This is a genomic window from Yoonia sp. GPGPB17 (assembly GCF_037892195.1).
Lineage (GTDB): Bacteria > Pseudomonadota > Alphaproteobacteria > Rhodobacterales > Rhodobacteraceae > Yoonia.
The window spans coordinates 3,064,332-3,084,025 of sequence record NZ_JATACI010000002.1; the positions used below are offsets into that span (position 1 = coordinate 3,064,332).

19 protein-coding genes and 2 pseudogenes are annotated in these 19,694 nt (G+C 58.3%); 16 read left to right on the top strand and 5 right to left on the bottom strand.

The annotated features are described in order from the left end of the window. Positions 1-8: 8 nt before the first annotated feature. Positions 9-140, top strand: a pseudogene (locus tag QTO30_RS16130) (IS5/IS1182 family transposase); the annotation flags it as partial. A gap of 9 nt (positions 141-149) precedes the next feature. On the opposite strand, the pseudogene crtC reads toward QTO30_RS16130, so the two are convergent. Both crtC and crtD read right to left on the bottom strand, forming a co-directional pair. Beyond that, a pseudogene (gene crtC, locus QTO30_RS16135) lies at positions 150-1,018 on the bottom strand (carotenoid 1,2-hydratase). Further along, on the bottom strand, positions 982-2,535 hold the full coding sequence (gene crtD, locus QTO30_RS16140) for a 1-hydroxycarotenoid 3,4-desaturase CrtD (RefSeq protein WP_340425100.1): 1,554 nt from the start codon (positions 2,533-2,535) through the stop codon (positions 982-984). The pseudogene crtC and the gene crtD overlap by 37 nt, the downstream one beginning before the upstream one ends. A gap of 84 nt (positions 2,536-2,619) precedes the next feature. On the opposite strand from crtD, the gene QTO30_RS16145 reads away from it, so the two are divergent. The 13 genes from QTO30_RS16145 (at position 2,620) to dxs (ending at position 14,687) form a co-directional block, all read left to right on the top strand. Beyond that, positions 2,620-3,501 carry a polyprenyl synthetase family protein gene (locus QTO30_RS16145; RefSeq protein ID WP_340425101.1) on the top strand — a complete coding sequence of 294 codons (882 nt, stop codon included), beginning with the start codon at positions 2,620-2,622 and terminating at the stop codon, positions 3,499-3,501. Beyond that, entirely contained in the window at positions 3,501-4,649 is a 1,149-nt protein-coding gene (locus QTO30_RS16150; protein WP_340425102.1) for a methyltransferase, read from the top strand. Before QTO30_RS16145 ends, QTO30_RS16150 begins: the two co-directional genes overlap by 1 nt. Positions 4,650-4,759: 110 nt before the next feature. Further along, a complete protein-coding gene (gene bchC / locus QTO30_RS16155) occupies positions 4,760-5,698 on the top strand; it encodes a chlorophyll synthesis pathway protein BchC (RefSeq protein ID WP_340425103.1) in 939 nt (312 codons plus the stop codon). After that, the gene (locus QTO30_RS16160) at positions 5,695-6,699 is read left to right on the top strand and encodes a chlorophyllide a reductase iron protein subunit X (RefSeq protein WP_340425104.1); all 1,005 of its coding nucleotides are present in this window, start codon (positions 5,695-5,697) and stop codon (positions 6,697-6,699) included. Before bchC ends, QTO30_RS16160 begins: the two co-directional genes overlap by 4 nt. Further along, complete coding sequence (bchY, locus tag QTO30_RS16165; protein ID WP_340425105.1) at positions 6,689-8,290, top strand: chlorophyllide a reductase subunit Y; 1,602 nt, start codon at positions 6,689-6,691, stop codon at positions 8,288-8,290. The genes QTO30_RS16160 and bchY overlap by 11 nt, the downstream gene beginning before the upstream one ends. Continuing rightward, positions 8,290-9,750, top strand: coding sequence for a chlorophyllide a reductase subunit Z (gene bchZ / locus QTO30_RS16170; protein WP_340425106.1), 1,461 nt, complete (start codon positions 8,290-8,292; stop codon positions 9,748-9,750). The genes bchY and bchZ overlap by 1 nt, the downstream gene beginning before the upstream one ends. After that, positions 9,747-9,971 (top strand): cytochrome PufQ, encoded by a 225-nt coding sequence (gene pufQ, locus QTO30_RS16175; protein ID WP_340425107.1) that lies wholly within the window; start codon positions 9,747-9,749, stop codon positions 9,969-9,971. Before bchZ ends, pufQ begins: the two co-directional genes overlap by 4 nt. 147 nt (positions 9,972-10,118) lie before the next feature. Beyond that, positions 10,119-10,274 (top strand): light-harvesting antenna LH1, beta subunit, encoded by a 156-nt coding sequence (pufB, locus tag QTO30_RS16180; protein ID WP_340425108.1) that lies wholly within the window; start codon positions 10,119-10,121, stop codon positions 10,272-10,274. 14 nt (positions 10,275-10,288) lie between these two features. Beyond that, positions 10,289-10,441, top strand: coding sequence for a light-harvesting antenna LH1, alpha subunit (pufA, locus tag QTO30_RS16185; RefSeq protein WP_340425109.1), 153 nt, complete (start codon positions 10,289-10,291; stop codon positions 10,439-10,441). Between the two features lie 129 nt (positions 10,442-10,570). Continuing rightward, a complete protein-coding gene (pufL, locus tag QTO30_RS16190) occupies positions 10,571-11,401 on the top strand; it encodes a photosynthetic reaction center subunit L (protein ID WP_340425110.1) in 831 nt (276 codons plus the stop codon). A gap of 13 nt (positions 11,402-11,414) precedes the next feature. Further along, positions 11,415-12,341 carry a photosynthetic reaction center subunit M gene (gene pufM, locus QTO30_RS16195; protein ID WP_340425111.1) on the top strand — a complete coding sequence of 309 codons (927 nt, stop codon included), beginning with the start codon at positions 11,415-11,417 and terminating at the stop codon, positions 12,339-12,341. 8 nt (positions 12,342-12,349) lie between these two features. Beyond that, positions 12,350-12,586 (top strand): RC-LH1 core complex protein PufX, encoded by a 237-nt coding sequence (gene pufX / locus QTO30_RS16200; protein WP_340425112.1) that lies wholly within the window; start codon positions 12,350-12,352, stop codon positions 12,584-12,586. A 178-nt stretch (positions 12,587-12,764) separates the two neighbouring features. Further along, positions 12,765-14,687 carry a 1-deoxy-D-xylulose-5-phosphate synthase gene (gene dxs / locus QTO30_RS16205; protein ID WP_340425113.1) on the top strand — a complete coding sequence of 641 codons (1,923 nt, stop codon included), beginning with the start codon at positions 12,765-12,767 and terminating at the stop codon, positions 14,685-14,687. Here dxs and QTO30_RS16210 read toward each other — a convergent pair. After that, positions 14,684-15,796 (bottom strand): THUMP domain-containing class I SAM-dependent RNA methyltransferase, encoded by a 1,113-nt coding sequence (locus QTO30_RS16210; protein WP_340425114.1) that lies wholly within the window; start codon positions 15,794-15,796, stop codon positions 14,684-14,686. The two genes, dxs and QTO30_RS16210, sit on opposite strands and share 4 nt — an antisense overlap. Before the next feature lie 49 nt (positions 15,797-15,845). Then, complete coding sequence (locus tag QTO30_RS16215; RefSeq protein ID WP_340425115.1) at positions 15,846-17,210, bottom strand: tetratricopeptide repeat protein; 1,365 nt, start codon at positions 17,208-17,210, stop codon at positions 15,846-15,848. Positions 17,211-17,478: 268 nt separating this feature from the next. Here QTO30_RS16215 and QTO30_RS16220 point away from each other — a divergent pair, with 268 nt between their 5' ends. After that, a complete protein-coding gene (locus QTO30_RS16220) occupies positions 17,479-18,033 on the top strand; it encodes a CAP domain-containing protein (RefSeq protein ID WP_340425116.1) in 555 nt (184 codons plus the stop codon). An 8-nt stretch (positions 18,034-18,041) separates the two neighbouring features. On the opposite strand, the gene QTO30_RS16225 is transcribed toward QTO30_RS16220, so the two are convergent. Further along, positions 18,042-18,815: a class I SAM-dependent methyltransferase gene (locus tag QTO30_RS16225; protein ID WP_340425117.1), complete on the bottom strand. Its 774-nt coding sequence runs from the start codon at positions 18,813-18,815 to the stop codon at positions 18,042-18,044. A 63-nt stretch (positions 18,816-18,878) separates the two neighbouring features. On the opposite strand from QTO30_RS16225, the gene gloB reads away from it, so the two are divergent. Then, a complete protein-coding gene (gene gloB / locus QTO30_RS16230; RefSeq protein WP_340425118.1) occupies positions 18,879-19,652 on the top strand; it encodes a hydroxyacylglutathione hydrolase in 774 nt (257 codons plus the stop codon). The last annotated feature ends 42 nt before the right edge of the window (positions 19,653-19,694 follow it).

Consider the following 19,694-nt stretch of genomic DNA (forward strand, 5'->3'; position numbering starts at 1 on the left):
GTCGGGACCGATGTAGCCGGATCGAGATCATATCCTGCAGGCTGAAGGACTGGCGGCGGGTGGCAAAGCGATACGACAGATGTCCAGGGGTCTTTCTGTCGGCCATCGCTCTCGCAGCACCCGTTATCTATTGGCTATGAGTCCTGATCCTAGACGGTCCACCCCTTTCGCCGTGGCACCCGGACGGCCAGCATTGGTTTGATGAGTGGCGATCGGAAGCGGTTGAGGTCAAGCGCCTCATGTACACCTGTCACCACCTCACCGTTAATCTGCGTTTGGACGGCTGATCGTGAATAGAATGGTGCATCCAGCATGTTCAGCACCTGTTTCGGCATAACCCCCGGATCAGCACGCGTTTCACGCATGACCTGCCACAGTGATCGTTTGAAACGGGTTCGCGGCGGTGCATCGACAATCTGCGCACCCCCTTACCATCAAACGCAATCGCCGTATCAAGCGTCGTGCCATCGCGCCGCACGGCATCGTAGATGCAGGTCGCGCCTGCCTTGGTGGGGTAACGGCCCCACGTCCAGAAACTAAAATCTTCTTCCAATGACCGCGTGCCGAAATTGCTGTCGAAATAGCCATGCCCAGACCACTGCCAGCCCTTTGCCTCAAGTTCGACCTTGATGCCGGACGATGGCGCAAAAGGTCGCCAGACATGAGCGCCATCCGGTGTTAGCGGCAGCTCGACCGACGTCATCGCATGGGGTGTGATGGTGATCTGCCCACGCACCCGACTGATCAGTGGTGGGCTGCTGATCTCATTGATATCAATGACCAGTTCTTTCCCGGTCCAATGCATCGACGACGGCCCAACCTGAAATGTATCGGGCGTTGTGTGCAGCGCAGCACGCCCCCGATCTGTCATCGTGAACCGCCCGCCGGGCCCATAGGTTGCCACGTTGATGCAGCAATGGTTGGCCGGGTCTTTGCGTCCAGACCATGCGTACCACGGCGAAAACACCGATCCGATAAACCCTATGACTGAGACTGCTTTGGTCCCGCAGTCGCTGATCCCATCGACGTACCACCACGCATAGCCGTTGGGCGGGACATCAAGGTGGAAGCATGGTCCGTCATGATCGCCGCGGCCGCGTGCTGGCCTGAGAGCGTCGCCATCGGCACCCCCGCCCCCGGATGCGCCCCGCCGCCGCACAGGTACAGCCCCGGCAGCTTGGTCCGCGCTGATGGGCGTTTGAAGGCTGCCATCAACCCATGCGGGCTCCGCCCGTACAGGGAACCGAGGCTCGCCGGAAACAGCGCGTCGAACCCCTGTGGTGTGGTCAACGCGTCCGGCCCCGGTGTTGGGCTGAAGCTTAGGCCGAAGTCGCGGAACCGCGTGAAAATCTGTGTCTGACATGGGTGTTTTTCCTTCTCAGGGTCGCGGGGGACAGGCGGGCCATTCATGATGATCTCGAACCGTTGCAGATCATCTACGGCAGCATGCCCATGGTCTTGGGCGCAGAGGTAAAGTGTTGCATCGGTTGGCATCTTGCCCTTCGCCAGAGCACTGAACTCTGCCTTTGGGTCTTGGCCAAAAAAGACGTTATGGTGAGCCAGATCAACGCCAATGGGCTTGGCCGCAAAGGCGTGCACGAAGGCCGACAGGCTGCGCGGCTGGGTATGTTGCGGACGCACAGCTGTTTTCACACTTTCCCCAAGCAGCCCAGTGACCAATGCGCGCGGGTCGCCATTGAACAGCACCACATCTGCCGGGAAGTGACCTAGTTCTGTTTGCACACCGTTGATCCGCCCGTTTTGTCGGGTGATGCGGGTCGCGGCGGTGTTGTAGTGGAACGCCGCGCCGCGTGTCTTCGCAAGTTCTGCGATTGTCTGTGCCAATTGGTGCATGCCGCCGGAAACTGACCAGACGCCCTGTGCCTCGGCCCGCCAGATCAACGACAGAATGGCGGGTGATGCATAGGGTGATCCGCCGACATATGTGGCGTAACGCCCAAAAAGCTGCGCGAGGCGGGGGTCGCTGAACGACTGCTTCAGCAGACCCGCGAGGGTCTTATGCGGGGCCATATCCGGGATCAGGCGGGGCTGGGCCAGGACCGTTTTTGTGACTTGCATTTGGTTCGGTTCGGCGGTGCGCATCATGGGGCCGTCGAACGCTTCAAACAACCGTTTGGTGCGAGCGGAGAAGGCTGCGAACTCTCGTCTTGCTTTCGCGCCAAATGTTGCCGTTACATTGGCAAGGCTCTTGCTCTGATCCGCATCCAGATCAAGCGTGGTGCCATCATCCCAGAAGTGTCGGGCCAGCGTGGTCAAAGGCTGAAGCGTCAGATGATCTTCCAGCACTTCGCCGACGTCAGCGAAAAGCGCTTCGAACACAGGACGCATCGTCAGGACAGTTGGCCCGGCATCTACCGGCCCTGCCGCCGACGCAACCGTGCGCATCTTGCCACCGGGGGCGGCGTGCATGTCCAGCACGGTCACATCGCAACCTTGATGACTGAGTCGCAACGCAGCCGCGAGCGCGCCGATCCCGGCGCCAACCACAACAATTCTGGGCTTCTCAGCTTTCATCAAACCCCGAGTCTCTCGTTACGATTGATTTACATTGACATATGTAAACTAAAATAGACACTATAGATTGCAAAGGAGATGCGTATGAGAATCTCAGAGCGTATTGACGCAGCCATGACAGCGGCCATAGCCGCAGGTCAGGGCGGCTTTGCCCCACCGAAGCTGGCGGCGGCCTTGGAGTATGCCGTTACCCCAGGCGGTGCGCGGATCAGGCCGACGATCCTGACATCGGTGGCCATGGCGTGCGGTGATGACCGCCCTGCGCTGACAAATGCAGCCGCCGTCGCACTTGAGGTGATCCATTGCGCCAGCCTTGTGCACGATGACTTGCCCTGCTTCGACGACGCCGACATGCGCCGGGGCAAACCAGCGCTGCACTGCGCCTATTCAGAGCCGCTTGCCGTGCTGACCGGCGACAGCCTGATCATCATGGGTTTTCAGATCTTGGCGCGTGCGGCTGCGGATACGCCCGACCGTGCCCTGCGCCTTGTCGATATTTTGGGCACGCGCACCGGCATGCCCTTTGGGATTTGCGCCGGGCAGGGGTGGGAAAGCGAGGACGAGATTGATCTGTCCGCCTATCACCAAGCCAAGACGGGCGCGCTGTTTGTTGCCGCCACCCAGATGGGGGCCGTTGCGGCTGGTCAGGAGGCAGAACCGTGGGAAGAGCTTGGCGCACGCATTGGCGAGGCGTTCCAGGTGGCCGACGATCTGCGCGATGCGCTTTGCGACGAGGTGACTTTGGGCAAGCCTGCGGGTCAGGATGATCTGCATGGTCGTCCGAATGCGGTTGCCGCATATGGCGTAAAGGGTGCAATTCAACGTTTTGATGACATTCTGGGTGGCGCCATCTCATCTATCCCCGCTTGTCCGGGCGAGGCAGCCCTGGCGCAAATGGTGCGGGCCTATGCCGACAAACTGGTGCCTGCGGGTGCGCGCGGCAGGCCCACCGTTCCTGGCGAGTAATGAAAGACCTCGACATCACCCTGCCAAAACCTGCGTTGCCACGCGGGGCGGCACGGACATCTCGTCGTATCACCCGGCTCATTGCGTCGCGCGGCTTTCAGAAATGGGCGGCCAGATTTCCTTTGACTCGCCGGTTTGTGCGCTCCGAGGGTGGGGCGATGTTCGATCTGGTTGCCGGGTTTTGCTACAGTCAGGTCTTGCAGGCTTTCGTCAAGTTAAGGCTGCCCGAACTTTTGCTCACGCAGGAGATGACACCAGAAGCCTTAGCGGCAGAGGTCGATATCCCACAAGATCGCATGCCCGTTCTACTGGCGGCGACGACATCAATTGGTCTGATCAAACGCCGCCGCTCCGGGCGCTACGCATTGACGACGCGAGGTGCGGCATTGGCCGGGGTGCCGGGGTTGGCTGGCATGATTGAACATCATAATGTTCTGTACCTTGATCTGGCAGACCCAGTCGCATTTTTCAGAGGCGAGGTGGAAACAGAGTTGGCCGAATTCTGGCCTTACGTGTTTGGCGCGCAGGGTGCGCAGGACTCGGCTACAGTGGCGACCTATTCGCAGTTGATGGCAGACAGTCAGGTGCTTGTCGCCGAAGACACTCTGGCGACCGTGCAATTGTCTGGTTGCCGTCGCATCTTGGATGTTGGCGGTGGGACAGGGGCATTTTTGACGGCAGTTGGGCTGGCGCATCCTGACCTACGGATGACACTCTTTGATCTGCCTGCTGTCGTTCCTTCCGCTGCAAAGCGCTTCGCTGACGCTGGTCTGTCAGACCGTGTCGATATCGTTTCCGGATCTTTTCGGGATGATAGGCTGCCGCAAGGCGCCGATGTCATCAGCCTGATCCGCGTCCTTTACGACCACGCGGATGAAACGGTCATCGCCCTTCTAAGATCCGCCTATGACGCGCTACCCGTTGGCGGGCGCATCCTAGTTTCAGAGCCGATGACCGGTGGAGACACCCCGCAGCGTGCAGGCGACGCTTACTTCGCGCTTTACTGCATGGCGATGCGCACGGGCCGCGCACGCTCTCAGGCCCAGATCGCGGCACTGCTGGCGCAGGCCGGGTTTTCGGAAATTATCACGCCGAAGGCAGCGCGCCCTTTCATCACGTCCATCGTGGAAGGTGTAAGGGAAAGTTGACACTTTAAATGTCTAAAATAATTGACACTACGGCATGTAAGGCTAAACTATGACGAGACAGAGTGTCGCGGGTGATGCCTTCTTCATCTGCCTCGCGAGGGAGAAAAACGTTGGAAACAAAGGCCGTTATCCTATCGGCGCCAGGTGATTTGGCGATTGATCAGGTGGGAATCGTACCTCCTGCGGCTGACGATGTTGTCGTTGCGGTCAAGCATTCCGGCATTTCCACCGGCACCGAGAAGCTTTTCTGGACGGGTGAGATGCCTCCTTTCCCCGGTATGGGCTATCCTTTGATCCCCGGATACGAGGCCGCTGGCGAAGTGGTTGAGGCTGGCGCTGACAGCGGTTTTCGTGTTGGTGAACATGTCTTTGTGCCGGGTGCCAGCTGCTATGACGGTGCGCATGGGTTGTTTGGGGCTGCAGCGGAGACGCTTGCCACCAAAGCGTCGCGTGTCACCCGGATTGATCCCGGCCTTGGTGCGGCTGGCGCTTTGCTCGCGTTGGCCGCGACAGCGCGCCATGCGATGGCTGGCCCCAACAAGGCTGTTCCTGATCTGATCATCGGCCATGGTGTGCTGGGGCGCCTTTTGGCGCGATTGACGATCGCCTCGGGCGCACCCGCGCCAACCGTTTGGGAGGTTGACCCCATTCGTATGGCGGGTGCTGCGGGATACGCGGTGACGACGCCAGAGTTGGACCCGCGCCGCGACTACAAATCGATCTATGACGCCTCTGGTCGCGGTGATCTGCTCAATGACTGGATTGGCCGCATCGCCAAGGGCGGCGAGATCGTGCTGGCGGGTTTCTACTCAGCACCACTGCAATTCGCCTTTCCGCCAGCGTTTATGAAAGAGGCCCGGTTCCGCATCAGCGCGGAGTGGGCACCCGATGACATGACGGCCACAAAAGCGCTGGTTGAGTCGGGCGTTCTGGAACTGGCAGATCTGATCACCCACCAGCAACCCGCAGAGATGGCAAGTGGGGCGTACGAAACCGCCTTTACCGATCCGTCCTGCCTGAAGATGATTTTGAACTGGGGAACCGCATGAAAGACGAGATTCCAAACCTGAAGGATTTTGATCAGCGTCTGCGCGATGAGGCCCACGAAGACCCCAGCCTCGAAGTGCCGCAGGGTGAACCGACATCCAAGACCCAGATCATTGCGATCTATGGCAAAGGCGGCATTGGCAAGTCATTCACGCTGGCGAACCTTAGCCATATGATGGCCGAGATGGGCAAGCGGGTGCTGTTGATTGGCTGCGATCCGAAGTCTGACACCACAAGCCTGCTCTTCGGCGGCAAGGCCTGCCCGACAATTATCGAGACATCAGCGAAGAAGAAGCTCTCGGGCGAAGAGGTCGCAATTGGTGATGTCTGCTTCAAGCGCGGCGGCGTCTTTGCGATGGAACTCGGGGGCCCCGAGGTGGGCCGCGGGTGCGGTGGTCGTGGGATCATCCACGGTTTCGAGTTGCTCGAGAAGCTGGGGTTCCACGATTGGGACTTTGACTATGTGTTGCTCGATTTCCTGGGCGACGTTGTCTGTGGTGGCTTCGGTCTGCCGATCGCACGCGATATGGCGCAAAAGGTCATTCTGGTTGGCTCGAACGATTTGCAATCTCTTTACGTGGCCAACAACGTCTGTTCGGCGGTCGAGTACTTCCGCAAGCTGGGCGGCAATGTTGGTGTCGCCGGTCTGGTGATCAACAAAGACGATGGCACCGGCGAGGCGCAGGCCTTCGCTGAGGCGGTGAACATTCCGGTCCTCGCGGCCATTCCGCAGGATGATGACTTGCGTAAGAAATCGGCGAACTATCAGATTGTCGGCACAAACCAGAGCCAGTGGGGCCCGATGTTTGAGGGCCTTGCTGAGGCTGTGGGTGCGGCTCCACCAGTGCGCCCGACACCGCTGGATCAGGACGGTTTGCTGGGCCTCTTTGATGCCAAGGATACCGGTGCGGACTATCAACTAATCCCCGCGACCGACGTTGACATGCGCGGCAAGAACGCGAAGCCAAAGGAAAGCCTGGAGGTCATCTACGATGACGCATGAGGCGGACACCCAAGGCTACGAAGTTGGCTATGATGAGGCTGGACAAGTTCAGATCATCGAGGGTGTTGCGCGTGAAGAAGCCTCTCAGTTGGAGGCTGGCATGCAAGCGACTGCTTTGGAAGGCGGTTGCACGGCGAGTGCTGGGTCGATGGAGGCTGCGGCGCGGGCCGCTGGTAAGTCCGAGATTCTGGACCAATACGCGAAGGACTATCCGCAAGGACCTCATGATCAACCGCAGAGTATGTGCCCTGCGTTCGGGTCTTTGCGTGTAGGCCTTCGGATGAAACGTGTGGCCACGGTTCTGTCCGGATCGGCGTGTTGTGTGTACGGCCTCACGTTTGTATCGCATTTCTATGGTGCCCGCCGGTCTGTTGGCTATGTGCCGTTCAATTCCGAAACCTTGGTGACCGGTAAACTGTTCGAGGATATTCGCGAGAGCGTGCATGATATGGCAGACCCTGATCGCTATGACGCGATTGTGGTGACGAACCTTTGTGTGCCGACCGCCTCCGGCGTACCGCTGCGGTTGCTGCCAAAAGAGATCAACGGTGTAAGGATCGTGGGCATTGATGTGCCTGGATTTGGCATTCCCACCCATGCTGAGGCGAAGGACGTCTTGGCAGGTGCAATGCTCGCCTATGCCCGGGAAGAGATTGCCGCCGGTCCGGTCCAAGCACCTGTGGGTGGCAAATCTGACCGCCCGACTGTCGCGCTGCTAGGCGAGATGTTCCCGGCCGATCCGATGATGATCGGTGCGATGCTGGCTCCGATGGGCTTGGCTACGGGTCCGGTTGTGCCGACGCGTGAGTGGCGCGAGCTTTATGCCGCGCTCGATTGCGGTGTCGCGGCGGCGATCCATCCGTTCTACACCTCGGCAATCCGTGAATTCCAAGGCGCTGGCCGCAAGATCGTCGGCTCTGCCCCGGTTGGCCATGACGGTACGGCTGATTGGCTGGCCGCGATCGGTGACGCGTACGATGTGAAACCTGACCAGATTGCAGCGGCGCAGAATGCGTTTTTGCCAGCGATCAAGGGCGCCCTTGCTGGCGCGCAGATCAATGGCACCGTAACGCTATCGGGCTATGAGGGTTCTGAGCTTCTGGTCGCACGGCTGCTGATCGAAAGCGGCGCCGACGTGCCTTATGTCGGCACTGCTTGTCCTAAAACCGAATGGTCGCGCCCGGATGCCGCATGGCTCGCCGCGAAGGGCGTGAAGGTCGTCTATCGTGCATCGTTGGAGGATGATCTGGCCGCCGTTGACGCCATCAAGCCAGACTTGGCGATTGGCACGACACCCGTTGTGCAACACGCCAAAGAACATGGCATCCCATCACTCTACTTCACCAATCTTATCTCAGCACGGCCACTCATGGGGCCAGCGGGTGCAGGCTCGCTCGCGCAGGTCGTGAATGCCGCGATTGCGGGCAAAGAGAAAATGGACACGATGCGCGCGTTCTTTGAGGGCGTGGGCAATGAAGACACCGCCGGCGTCTGGGAAGGCACACCAAATGTGCGTCCGGATTTCCGTGCACAGCACCAGAAGAAACTCGACAAAATGGCGCGCGCAGCCAAAGCGCAGGAGATGATCTGATGCTCGTCACCGATCATGATCGCGCGGGCGGGTACTGGGGGGCGGTTTATGCCTTCTGCGCCGTAAAGGGTTTGCAGGTTGTGATTGATGGCCCTGTTGGGTGTGAAAACCTGCCTGTGACCTCTGTGTTGCATTACACCGATGGTTTGCCGCCGCATGAGCTGCCGATTGTCGTGACAGGTCTGGCTGAAAGCGAGATGGGCGAGGGCACCGAAGAGGCAATGAAGCGGGCTTGGGAAACGCTTGATCCTGCTTTGCCTGCTGTTGTGGTCACGGGTTCTATTGCCGAGATGATTGGCGGCGGTGTGACCCCGCAAGGCACCAATATCCAGCGCTTCCTGCCCCGCACCATTGATGAGGATCAATGGGAGTGCGCGGATCGCGCGATGACGTGGATCTTCACAGAGTTCGGCATGACCAAAGGCCGGATGCCGCCAGAAAAGAAGCGTGAAGAAGATGCAAAGCCGCGCGTGAATATCCTTGGGCCGATGTATGGCGCCTTCAATATGCCCTCTGATCTGGCCGAGATACGGCGCCTTGTCGAAGGCATCGGTGCAGAGATCAATATGGTTATGCCGTTGGGTGCCCATGTGGCCGAGATGCGCAATCTGGTGAATGCTGATGTGAACGTCACGATGTATCGTGAGTTTGGCCGCGGCCTTTGTGAGGTGCTGGGCAAGCCCTATCTGCAAGCGCCATTTGGTATTGATTCAACCACGAAATTCCTACGCAAGCTGGGTGAGTTGACAGGTCTCGACCCCGAACCGTTCATCGAGCAAGAGAAGCATTCGACCATCAAGCCCGTCTGGGATTTGTGGCGGTCGGTCACACAGGATTTCTTTGCAACGGCGGAATTCGCCATTGTTGCCAACGAGACATACGCGCGTGGTGTTCGTCACTATCTTGAGGGTGATCTGGGCTTTCCTTGTGCCTTTGCTGTGGCCCGGTGTCGCGGCAAGAAGACCAACAACGACGAAGTGCGCAGCTTGATGCGCGCCAAGCGGCCCTTGATCGTACTCGGGTCCATCAACGAGAAAATGTATATGGCTGAGATGAAGGCGGGGCATGGCCCGTCGCCAGTGTTCATCCCCGCTAGCTTCCCCGGTGCTGCCATTCGTCGTGCCACCGGCACGCCGTTTATGGGCTACGCAGGGGCGACCTATTTGTTGCAAGAGGTCTGCAATGGCCTGTTTGATGCGCTATTCCATATCCTGCCTTTGGGCAGCGAGATGGATGAAACCGATGCTACCCTGACACCGCTACGCCGTGACTTCCCTTGGGACCCCGATGCGCAAGCCAAGCTGGATGAGATCGTGGCGAACCACCCGATCCTGACACGTATTTCTGCCGCCAAAACGCTGCGTGACGCAGCCGAGCGTGCAGCACTCGATGCCGGCAACGACCGGGTTGTCTTAGAGACCGTCGAAACACTCGAAACTTCTAACGGAGGACGCAAATGACTGATTTTACAACAGATGCACCGATGACAAGGGCCCGGTCAGCGCCGCCGAAACGCGAATACTACGCCTATTTCGGGCTGATCTTTCTGGCCACGCTGCCGCTTTGCATCCTGACATGGGTGTTGTCAGCGGCACGCCGGATGGAACTGCCTGCGAAAGGCCCATTCGCCAAGGCCTGGACACAGGCGCGCATCATCACGCCGCAAATCTTCAGCGCATGAAGCCGACGGCACGACATTTGCCCGGCAACGGGCATCCGACGTTCATCATTCCCCCCCGGGATGGTGGATTGGGGCAGAGGAAGAGCTTCTGTCGTAACCCGGCCGCGGGGGGTGCGCGGCGTCAGTATACATTTTTGGAGACAAAACATGGCTGACAAATCTGACCTGTCTTTCACAGGTCTCACTGACGAGCAGGCCCAGGAGCTGCACGCAGTCTATATGAGCGGGTTCACACTCTTCGCAGCTGTGGCCGTGGTTGCTCATATTCTGACGTACATCAAGCTTCCTTGGTTCAGCTGGTAGGAGAGGAATAGCACATGGCACAGTTCTACAAGATCTGGCTGGTATTCGACCCTCGCCGCGTATTCGTGGCGCAGGGCGTATTCCTGTTCCTTCTCGCAGCGATGATTCACCTCGTCCTGCTGAGCAATGAAAGCACAAACTGGTTCCAACTCGCCTTCGGCATGTAAGGACCGGCTTTTGCCGCAAAGAAAAAGCTGCGGGCGGGCAACCGTCCGCCCGTAGCAAACACCGACATTGACGATGACAGGGCGCACCGGAACGCGGATGCAGGGCCTGTCTAGAATGGAGATAGGAAGATGGCACAGCTCAGCTTCGAAAGGAAATACCGGGTTCGTGGCGGGACATTGGTAGGCGGTGATCTGTTCGACTTTTGGGTGGGGCCATTTTATGTTGGCTTCTTCGGGGTCACGACGTTCTTTTTCGCCGTCCTTGGGACGATATTGATCTTTTACGGGGCCAGCCAAGGCCCCACGTGGAACCCGTGGTTGATTTCGATTAACCCGCCGCCGCTTGAGTACGGCCTGGGTGCTGCGCCGCTGATGGATGGCGGGCTTTGGCAGATCATCACGATCTGTGCCATCGGTGCCTTTGTCAGCTGGGCGATGCGCGAGGTTGAGATTTGCCGCAAACTCGGCATTGGCTATCATGTGCCATTTGCCTTTGGCGTGGCGATCTTTGCCTATGTGACGCTGGTGGTGATCCGCCCGGTATTGCTGGGTGCCTGGGGCCATGCGTTCCCATACGGTATCTTCAGTCACCTCGATTGGGTGAATAACGTGGGCTACACCTACGGCAATTTTCACTACAACCCGGTCCATATGATCGCGATTACGTTCTTCTTCACCACCTGTCTTGCGCTTGCGCTTCACGGATCACTGGTGTTGTCGGCCGTGAACCCGCCAAAGGGTCAGGAAATCAAGTCGCCAGACCACGAAGACACCTATTTTCGTGATCTGATCGGCTATTCCATCGGGCCATTGGGTATTCACCGCCTCGGCCTGTTCCTGGCGCTCAACGCTGGTTTCTGGTCGGCGATCTGCATCGTGATTTCCGGCACCGTCTGGTTCGAAGAATGGATCATTTGGTGGGACTGGTACTATGAGCTCCCTTGGTGGGTCGATCTGTAGGAGGATATGAACAATGGCTGAATATCAAAACATCTTCACCCAGGTTCAGGTCCAAGGACCGCCTGAAATGGGCGTGGCCGGGTTTGACGGCAGCGGGATTGACCGCAGCCAAAACGCCCGCTTTTCGAAACTCGCAGGTTGGTTTGGCAACGCGCAGCTGGGCCCGATCTACCTTGGTTCCTTTGGCGTTATCTCGCTGGCGACAGGTCTCATCTGGTTTGTCATGGTGGGCATGTCCTTTTGGGCTCAGGCCGATTACAACGCGGCGATCTTCCTGCGGGATCTGTTCTGGCTGTCGCTTGATCCGCCCTCGCCGGGCTATGGTCTAAGCATGCCACCGATGAATGACGGCGGGTACTTCATGATCGCGTCATTCTTTCTGCTCATCTCTGTGATGACTTGGTGGGTTCGGACATACCTGCGCGCGGAAGCGCTGGGCATGGGCAAGCACGTGGCATGGGCCTTCGCCTCTGCGATCTGGTTGTTCCTGTGCTTGGGTCTGTTCCGTCCGATCCTGATGGGCGACTGGTCCGAGATGGTGCCCTATGGCGTCTTCTCACACCTCGACTGGACCAACCTGTTTTCCATCACATATGGCAACCTGTTCTACAATCCGTTCCACGCTCTGAGCATCGCGTTCCTTTATGGGTCTGCCCTGCTGTTTGCGATGCATGGTGCGACGATTCTGGCGGTCAGCCGCTTTGGCGGTGAGCGCGAAATTGAACAGATCGTTGACCGTGGCACCGCGACCGAGCGTGCGGCCCTCTTTTGGCGCTGGACCATGGGCTTTAACGCCACCATGGAAGGTATCCACCGCTGGGCGTGGTGGTTCGCCGTTTTGACAACGCTGACCGGTGGCATCGGGATTCTGTTGACCGGTACGGTTGTTGATAACTGGTACGTTTGGGCGCAGCAGCATGGCTATGCGCCGCTGAACTAAGGAGAGAGATGATGAAAAACGACAACATCCTCGAAATGAGCGAAAAGAGCAGGCTGACCGCTGATATCACACTCTTGATGCTCAAGGGGGCGGGCTATGCCGCGATCTTTGTCCTTGCACTCTGGTTCGTGATTGCAGCGATGGCCTTTATTGGGCGCATCCTGCCTGAAGAGAGCCGTGGCACGCCTGATCCGATCAACCGGTCATCCCTGATGATCGAGGTCGAAGAGGCCGTTCACGTCTGAAGATTGAGACAGGCGGCGCGCGACGCACCGCCTGTTTCTATGCCATCGGGCGACCCTTCCTGGCTGGCCCGATATTGGGATGAAAATCCCAGTTCCCTTCCTGTTGGCTACAGGAGACTAGCGTCGCAATTGGGTTTCTCCCATTTGCGACGCTTTTTATTATCACAAAGGTGCTGAAATGACCAATCATCCCAAAACGCCCTTTCTTGACAGTGTTACAAGCCCTACCGATCTGCGGCGTATGAATGACACAGCCCTCGCCAATCTTGCAGACGATGTGCGGGCCGAGGTGATTTCGGCTGTGTCTGAGACGGGCGGGCATTTGGGGTCGTCTTTAGGGGTGGTAGAACTGACCGTGGCAATCCATGCGGTGTTCGACACGCCGCGCGACAAGCTTATCTTTGACGTGGGCCACCAGTGTTATCCGCATAAGGTTCTCACAGGCCGCCGCGACCGGATCAGGACATTGCGCCAGGAAGGCGGGCTATCCGGTTTCACCAAACGCGCCGAAAGCGACTACGATCCCTTTGGGGCCGCGCATTCCAGCACCTCTATTTCGGCAGCTCTTGGGTTTACTGTCGGACGGGATATGGGGATGCCAACCGGCGATGCAATTGCCGTTATCGGCGATGGGTCGATCAGCGCTGGCATGGCCTATGAGGCGATGAACAACGCGGGTGCCGAGGGCCGCCGACTTTTTGTGATCCTTAACGACAATGAAATGTCGATTGCCCCCCCTGTGGGTGCGATGTCGAAGTACCTTTCCGGCCTCTATGCTTCACCAATGGGTGAGTTGCACAAGATGGCCGAAGGGTTTGAGGCCGCATTGCCCGGCCCGTTGCGGGACCATGCGCGCCGCGCGCGCAATCTGGTGACGGGCATGCAGACGGGCGGGTCCGGTACGCTGTTTGAGGAACTTGGGTTTTCCTACGTCGGCCCGATTGATGGCCATGACATGACCCAGCTCTTGCCCGTCCTCCGGGCGGCACGGACCCGCGCAACAGGTCCGGTGCTGATCCATGTGTGCACAACCAAAGGTAAGGGCTACGCCCCTGCCGAGGACAGTGCCGATTGCGGGCACGGTGTATCGAAGTTCGATGTGACGACCGGTGCGCAGGCCAAATCCAAGCCGAATGCGCCCAGTTATACCAAGGTCTTTGGTTCCGCCTTGACGACCGAGGCGCAGATGGACCCGAGCATTGTCGCGGTGACTGCCGCGATGCCCTCTGGCACTGGCGTCGATATCATGGGCGCGCGGTTCAAGGACCGTGTGTTTGACGTGGGCATCGCCGAACAACATGGTGTGACCTTTTCTGCCGGGATGGCGGCGAGTGGGCTGAAACCCTTCTGCGCGATCTACTCAACCTTCCTGCAACGCGGCTATGATCAGGTTGTGCATGATGTGGCGCTACAGAACCTGCCGGTCCGCTTTGCGATTGACCGCGCGGGGCTTGTTGGGGCCGATGGGCCAACCCATGCGGGCGCGTTCGATATCGGTTATATGTCGGCCTTGCCAAATATGGTGGTGATGGCTGCCGGGGATGAGCTGGAGCTGATGCATATGGTAAGGACGGCGGCCGCCTATGACGACGGGCCGATTGCCTTCCGCTATCCGCGCGGCGAGGGCGTGGGGATTGAGCTGCCCGAACGGGGTAACCTGATTGAGATCGGCAAAGGCCGTGTCGTGCAGGAAGGGTCTGACGTCGCGATTCTATCCTTTGGGGCGCATCTTGCGGAGTGCCAAGAAGCGTCGGAGAAGCTGGCCGCGCAGGGGGTCTCAACCACGATTGCGGATGCCCGTTTTGCCAAACCACGGGACCGTGCGCTGATCCGGCAATTGCTGTGCAATCACAAAGCACTGATCACAGTCGAGCAAGGCGCACGCGGCGGTTTTGGCGCGATGGTGCTGCATGATCTGGCCAATGACGGGCTACTGGACGGGCGCTGCCAAGTGCGGACGATGACGCTGCCGGACCGGTATATTGATCACGCATCGCCTGATGCGATGTACGCGGATGCAGGGCTGACAGCGGTGGATATTGCAGCAACAGCGATGCAGGCGGCCGGGATTGAAGTGAAGCGGGTAGACGCCGCGGTCTAGATAAGTTGATCTGTTCGAAACAGCCACACCTTTAGACCGCCATGTGGAATTGCCGGGCCCTTGGGTTTGAATGGTAACTTTGTTGCCTTCGCCAGCCCAGTGTCGCTGGTCACGATCCCAACCCGCCAGCCAGAGAACTCGCGTCTGATCCCCTCGCCCAGCCCGGCATAGACCCCGTAGAGCATCTTCTGGCTGCCGATCCGTCCGCCGTAGGGCGGATTGCAGATGATCAGGCCCGGTGGGCCCTCAGGGCGTTTGATGTCGGCGGCAGAGAGGTTTTGGAAGGTTGTGTGATCTGCGACGCCCGCCCGTTCGGCGTTGGCCGTCGCCATGCGGATCGCACCTGCGTCCCGGTCGCTGCCGTAGAAATTTTGCGCTGGTCGGTGGATGTGATCCACCTTACGCATGGCATCCCATTTGCTTTGATCAAAGGTGGCGAGTTGTTGAAAGGCAAAGTCGCGGGTGCGGCCAGGGTGTAGCCCCATTGCGATCTCGGCCGCTTCGATTAAAAACGTCCCTGATCCGCACATCGGGTCCAGCACGGGTTCGGACCCGTCATATCCGCATTCGCGCAGCATCAAGGCGGCCAGCGTTTCGCGCATGGGGGCTTTCCCGACGGCCTCTTTGTGGCCGCGTTTGTGCAGGCTTTCACCAGATGTATCGACGCTGATCGTGACCCGATTGTCGTCGATCCGCACTTTGATGGCGACAGGAGCATCCGGGCTGACCGTCATACTGTGGCTTTCTCTCAGCGCGGTCTCAATCCGCTGAGCCGCCGCACCGGCATGGTAAATCTTGGATTTTTTCGAGGTGCTGACCTCGACCCGCACAGGCACATCGGGGCGTAAAACATCGCCCCAAGGGAACCTGCGTGCGCGTTTGTCCAGCTGTGCCAGATGAAACGCCATGAAGCTGCCAACACGCGCCAATACACGCGTCGCCCCACGCATCACAAGATTGGCGCGCCAGACGTCTTGCCATGTGCCCGTGGTTGTGATGCCGCCGGGCGTGACTTTGGCGTCTACAAAGCCGTTCTCGAGCGCCTCGGCCAGTAGTGCTTTTTCTAGCCCCGGCGTTGCGACCATGAAGATTTCAAAGGGTGTTGTCATGGCAGGTGCATACTGGGCTTTGCAACCAAGATGCAAACGGCGAAGGATTCTAGAAGTTCGATGTCACGCCAAAGAGGACTTGAACGGCTGATGTTGTGTTCTCTTCCGCGGTTGAAACCGTTCGCGATGAAGAGACCGTGATGCTGGGCGAGAACCCGAAATAGCTGACATCCTGAAAGGTGGCTGTGGCATCCGCGGATATAAACTGATCCTCGCGCCCGTCGAGGGTTGTGACGAATTCTTCGTAATTACGGTAGCCGAGCTGCAGCGATGTATAAAGTTGCACGCCAAAAACCGGCTGCGCCAGGCCGTATCCGACCCCCACTTCATATTCATCATATGAATTTTCGGGTCCTGCGGAGACGCGACGTGTTCCAAAATTGAGCTGTAGCTGATCCTGATTGCCTCGTGTCCGTTCATAACTACCCACGACGTCATACAGCGTGGAATCGAGCAGGGTGGGCTTACGCGCAATCTGTTCACGCACCAGTGCTCTGAGGCGGAACGTGCTGTTGGGATCAATGGGGACAATTTGCTCAAGCGTCAGGTCACCGAAATCCACCAACCGTTCGCCGCCTTCCCAATATGTCCCCAAAGCCAGTCCGGCACGAACGGGGCCCAACGGGCTGATATTGTTCTGTTGCCGGACCACGCCGACGGATGCAGTTACCGTTGCAAAATCACTGCCGTCGACGGCACGCACATCCGGGTTTGGAGAGCTGGCGAGCAGGTCTTCGGCTTCGGATGACAAGATATAGGTTTCGCCAGAAATAGTACCGACCAGCGTTGTCGATTGGTTTGGGCTTTGCGCGATGCGATAGCGCAATTCAGTGCTCGCGGCGAAGGCCACGCCCGACAGTGAGCGGCGATCCTCGGGCAGTACAAAGGTTGTATCGATTCCTTCCAGCCTCAGAACGCCGTCGTCGGAGCCATCATTAATATTGTCAGTGGGTGCAACATAGCCTGAGAACCGCAGCGATAGCGGGTTCGCCTGATTGGCCGTGGCAAAAGCGTTGGCAACTGACGCCAGCTCAGCTTCCGTCTGTGTGTGGTTTGCCGCACGGCGTAGCCAAAGCTCGGATCTGGTGTATTGGCCTGCTTGAAAGCGGACACCGCCGACGAAACGCGCGGCCAAAAAACGATTTTCTTCTGTTTTTGCCACCTGATAGGCGCGCCTACCGGTTTGGGCGGCTGCTTGCAGATCGTTCGAATCTGCCTGAGCCAAGGCCATGAGATAGAATGCAGCAAAACTATCTGGTTGGGCGTCCAGCATATCGCCCGCAAGGCGTATCGTATCGGCAGGCCGATCGGCTACCAGTGCGGCTTCAGCCCGTTTTTGCAGATCGTTGAGGGATGGTTGGGCGTGCACCGTCGTCGCCGCAAACAGAAGAGGCCAGATTAGGTTCAATCGCATTTTACTGTGCGCCTCGCGCTATCATTGGGACGTAGCAGCCTTTCTATGGGAACCGCAGGCCGAGGAAAATGCGCAACAGCTCCGTTATTTCGATTTCGGCAACGATCAACCAGATTCTCGGTTTGTGTTTCAGGTATTCGGCGGTTTTCTCCCAACTCATCTGCAATGCGGGCAATTTTTTGCTGATCTGACAGTGGTTTGCGTTCTTGGATTGAGCGCTGAAGGCGCAAACCCCTAGCAATGTCCGACAGAACTCGGGAGAAGTCGCATGAAGATAGTCGTTTCCATAGCAGCGCTTTGCTTTGTCACCGCTTGCGGTGGTGGAGGCGGTAGTTCCTCAAACCCAAGCGTTTCCTCCGCTGGTAGTATGTCCGGCCCCGGCGTTTCTTCAGCTGCGCCCGCAGCGCCGACGACGAACATACCCCAAGTTGCGGTCTCAGACACGCCAAGCAGTACATTTGCCGGTATGCTGAATGGCGTACGGGCCAGAAATGGTGCCGGATCGGTGAGCTACGACTCGCGTTTGGGAGCGGCCGCGCGCCGCCATGCGGATGACATGGCCGCAAATAACTTCTTCTCTCACACTGGCAGTGATGGCTCGTCAGGAGGGGACCGCATTACCGATGCCGGATATAACTGGCGCACTTGGGGCGAGAATATCGCACGAGGTCAGCAAAGCGAGAGTTCCGTCTTGAACGCTTGGGTGAATTCACCTGGCCATCAAGCGAATAACGTCAATCCACGCTTTGAGGATTTTGCGCTTGCCAAAGCGAACAGCAATCGAGGGCCCTACTGGGTTTTGGTCCTTGCCGCAGAGCAGTAAATACGCGTCTAACCGACACGCACACGTGACGGTGCTGCCTCGGGTTTGGGGGTCGGTTTTGCGATCCCCTCCAGCGCTTTCAGCGGTTTTTTGACCGCCTCAGTTAGTCCTGGACGCGTGGGTGCCACCATCTGCTTGCTTACCTCGACAATCAGAACACCGCCAGCGGCGATGACGGGCAGGTTGTGACCGACTTTTTCCAGAAAACCTGCTGACTTGCGCCAGATCTTGCGCGCTGACGGCGGCTGATACAGCGCTGACATCGTGCGTTCGGTGACGAATTGATGGCGTCGCAGTTGTGCGTCGAGCTGGCTGAGGGAATAGGGGCGGCCATAGCCAAAGGGCGTCGCATCAGACCGCGACCACATACCTGCACGATTCGGCACAATAAACACCGCCCGGCCTCCGGGACCCAAAACCCGCCACGCTTCATCCAGCAACATCGAAGGTTGTTCGGTGGTTTCAAGGCCGTGCAGCATCACCAGTTTGTCGACATGGCCGGTTTCAATTGGCCAAAGCGTATCTTCGCAAAGGACGCTGACGTTCCTGCCATCCGCAGGCCAAGGCATCACACCTTGTGGGCCTGGCATCAGACCGATCACCCGGCGTGCGTCTTTCAGGAAGGGCCGCAAAAGCGGCAGCGCAAACCCAAAGCCAACGACCATCTGCCCTTTTGCCTCGGGCCAGATAGTGCACAATTCATCACGGATCACCTTTTGCGCCGCGCGCCCCAAAGCGCTGCGGTAGTAGAAGTTTCGCAAATCCAAGACGTCGAGGTGCATTGCGGTTTGCGGCTCCTTGGGCAAAGCTATGGGAACAACATAACAACAGAGAGGCGCATTGCCATGACAAAGACATCAGCAGTGGAACTGGTTGTGGTGCCTTGTCTGGCAGATAACTACGCATTTTTGATCCACAATGACGACACGGGCGAGACCGCATTGGTGGATGCACCCGAAGCTGCACCCATTCAAGCCGAACTAACGGCACGCGGCTGGACATTGGATGATATTACAATCACCCATCATCATCCTGATCATATTGGGGCCGTTGATCACCTGCGTGGCACGGCACGTGTGATTGGCGCAAAGGCAGATGCTCATCGTCTGCCCAAGCTGGATGTTGAAGTCGCCGAGGGGGATCAGATCACCGTGTGCGGACAGCAAACACATATTCTGGATGTGTCCGGCCACACGATTGGTCATATCGCCTTACATATGCCGGGCGCCGCGCTGGCCTTCACCGCTGATAGTCTGATGGCATTGGGGTGTGGACGATTGTTTGAGGGAACCCCTGCGCAGATGTGGGATAGCATGCAAAAGCTGCGCGCGCTGCCCGATGACACGCTGATCTGCTCTGGTCATGAATATACCGCAGCGAACGCCCGTTTTGCTGCATCCCTTGACCCGGACAATCCTGATCTTATCTCTCGTATCACGCGGATCGAAGCGGCGCGCGCCGCAGGACAGCCAACGGTCCCGTCCACATTGAGCGAAGAGAGGCGTACAAACCCGTTTTTGCGCGCCGATGTTCCAGCATTCAAAGCTACCCTTGGGATGGGCGATGTATCCGCTGTGGATGTGTTCACCTTTGTGCGGGCACAAAAAGACAAGTTTTAACCACGATTATGTGAGAGCATAGTCAAAAGCAGGTCAAAAACC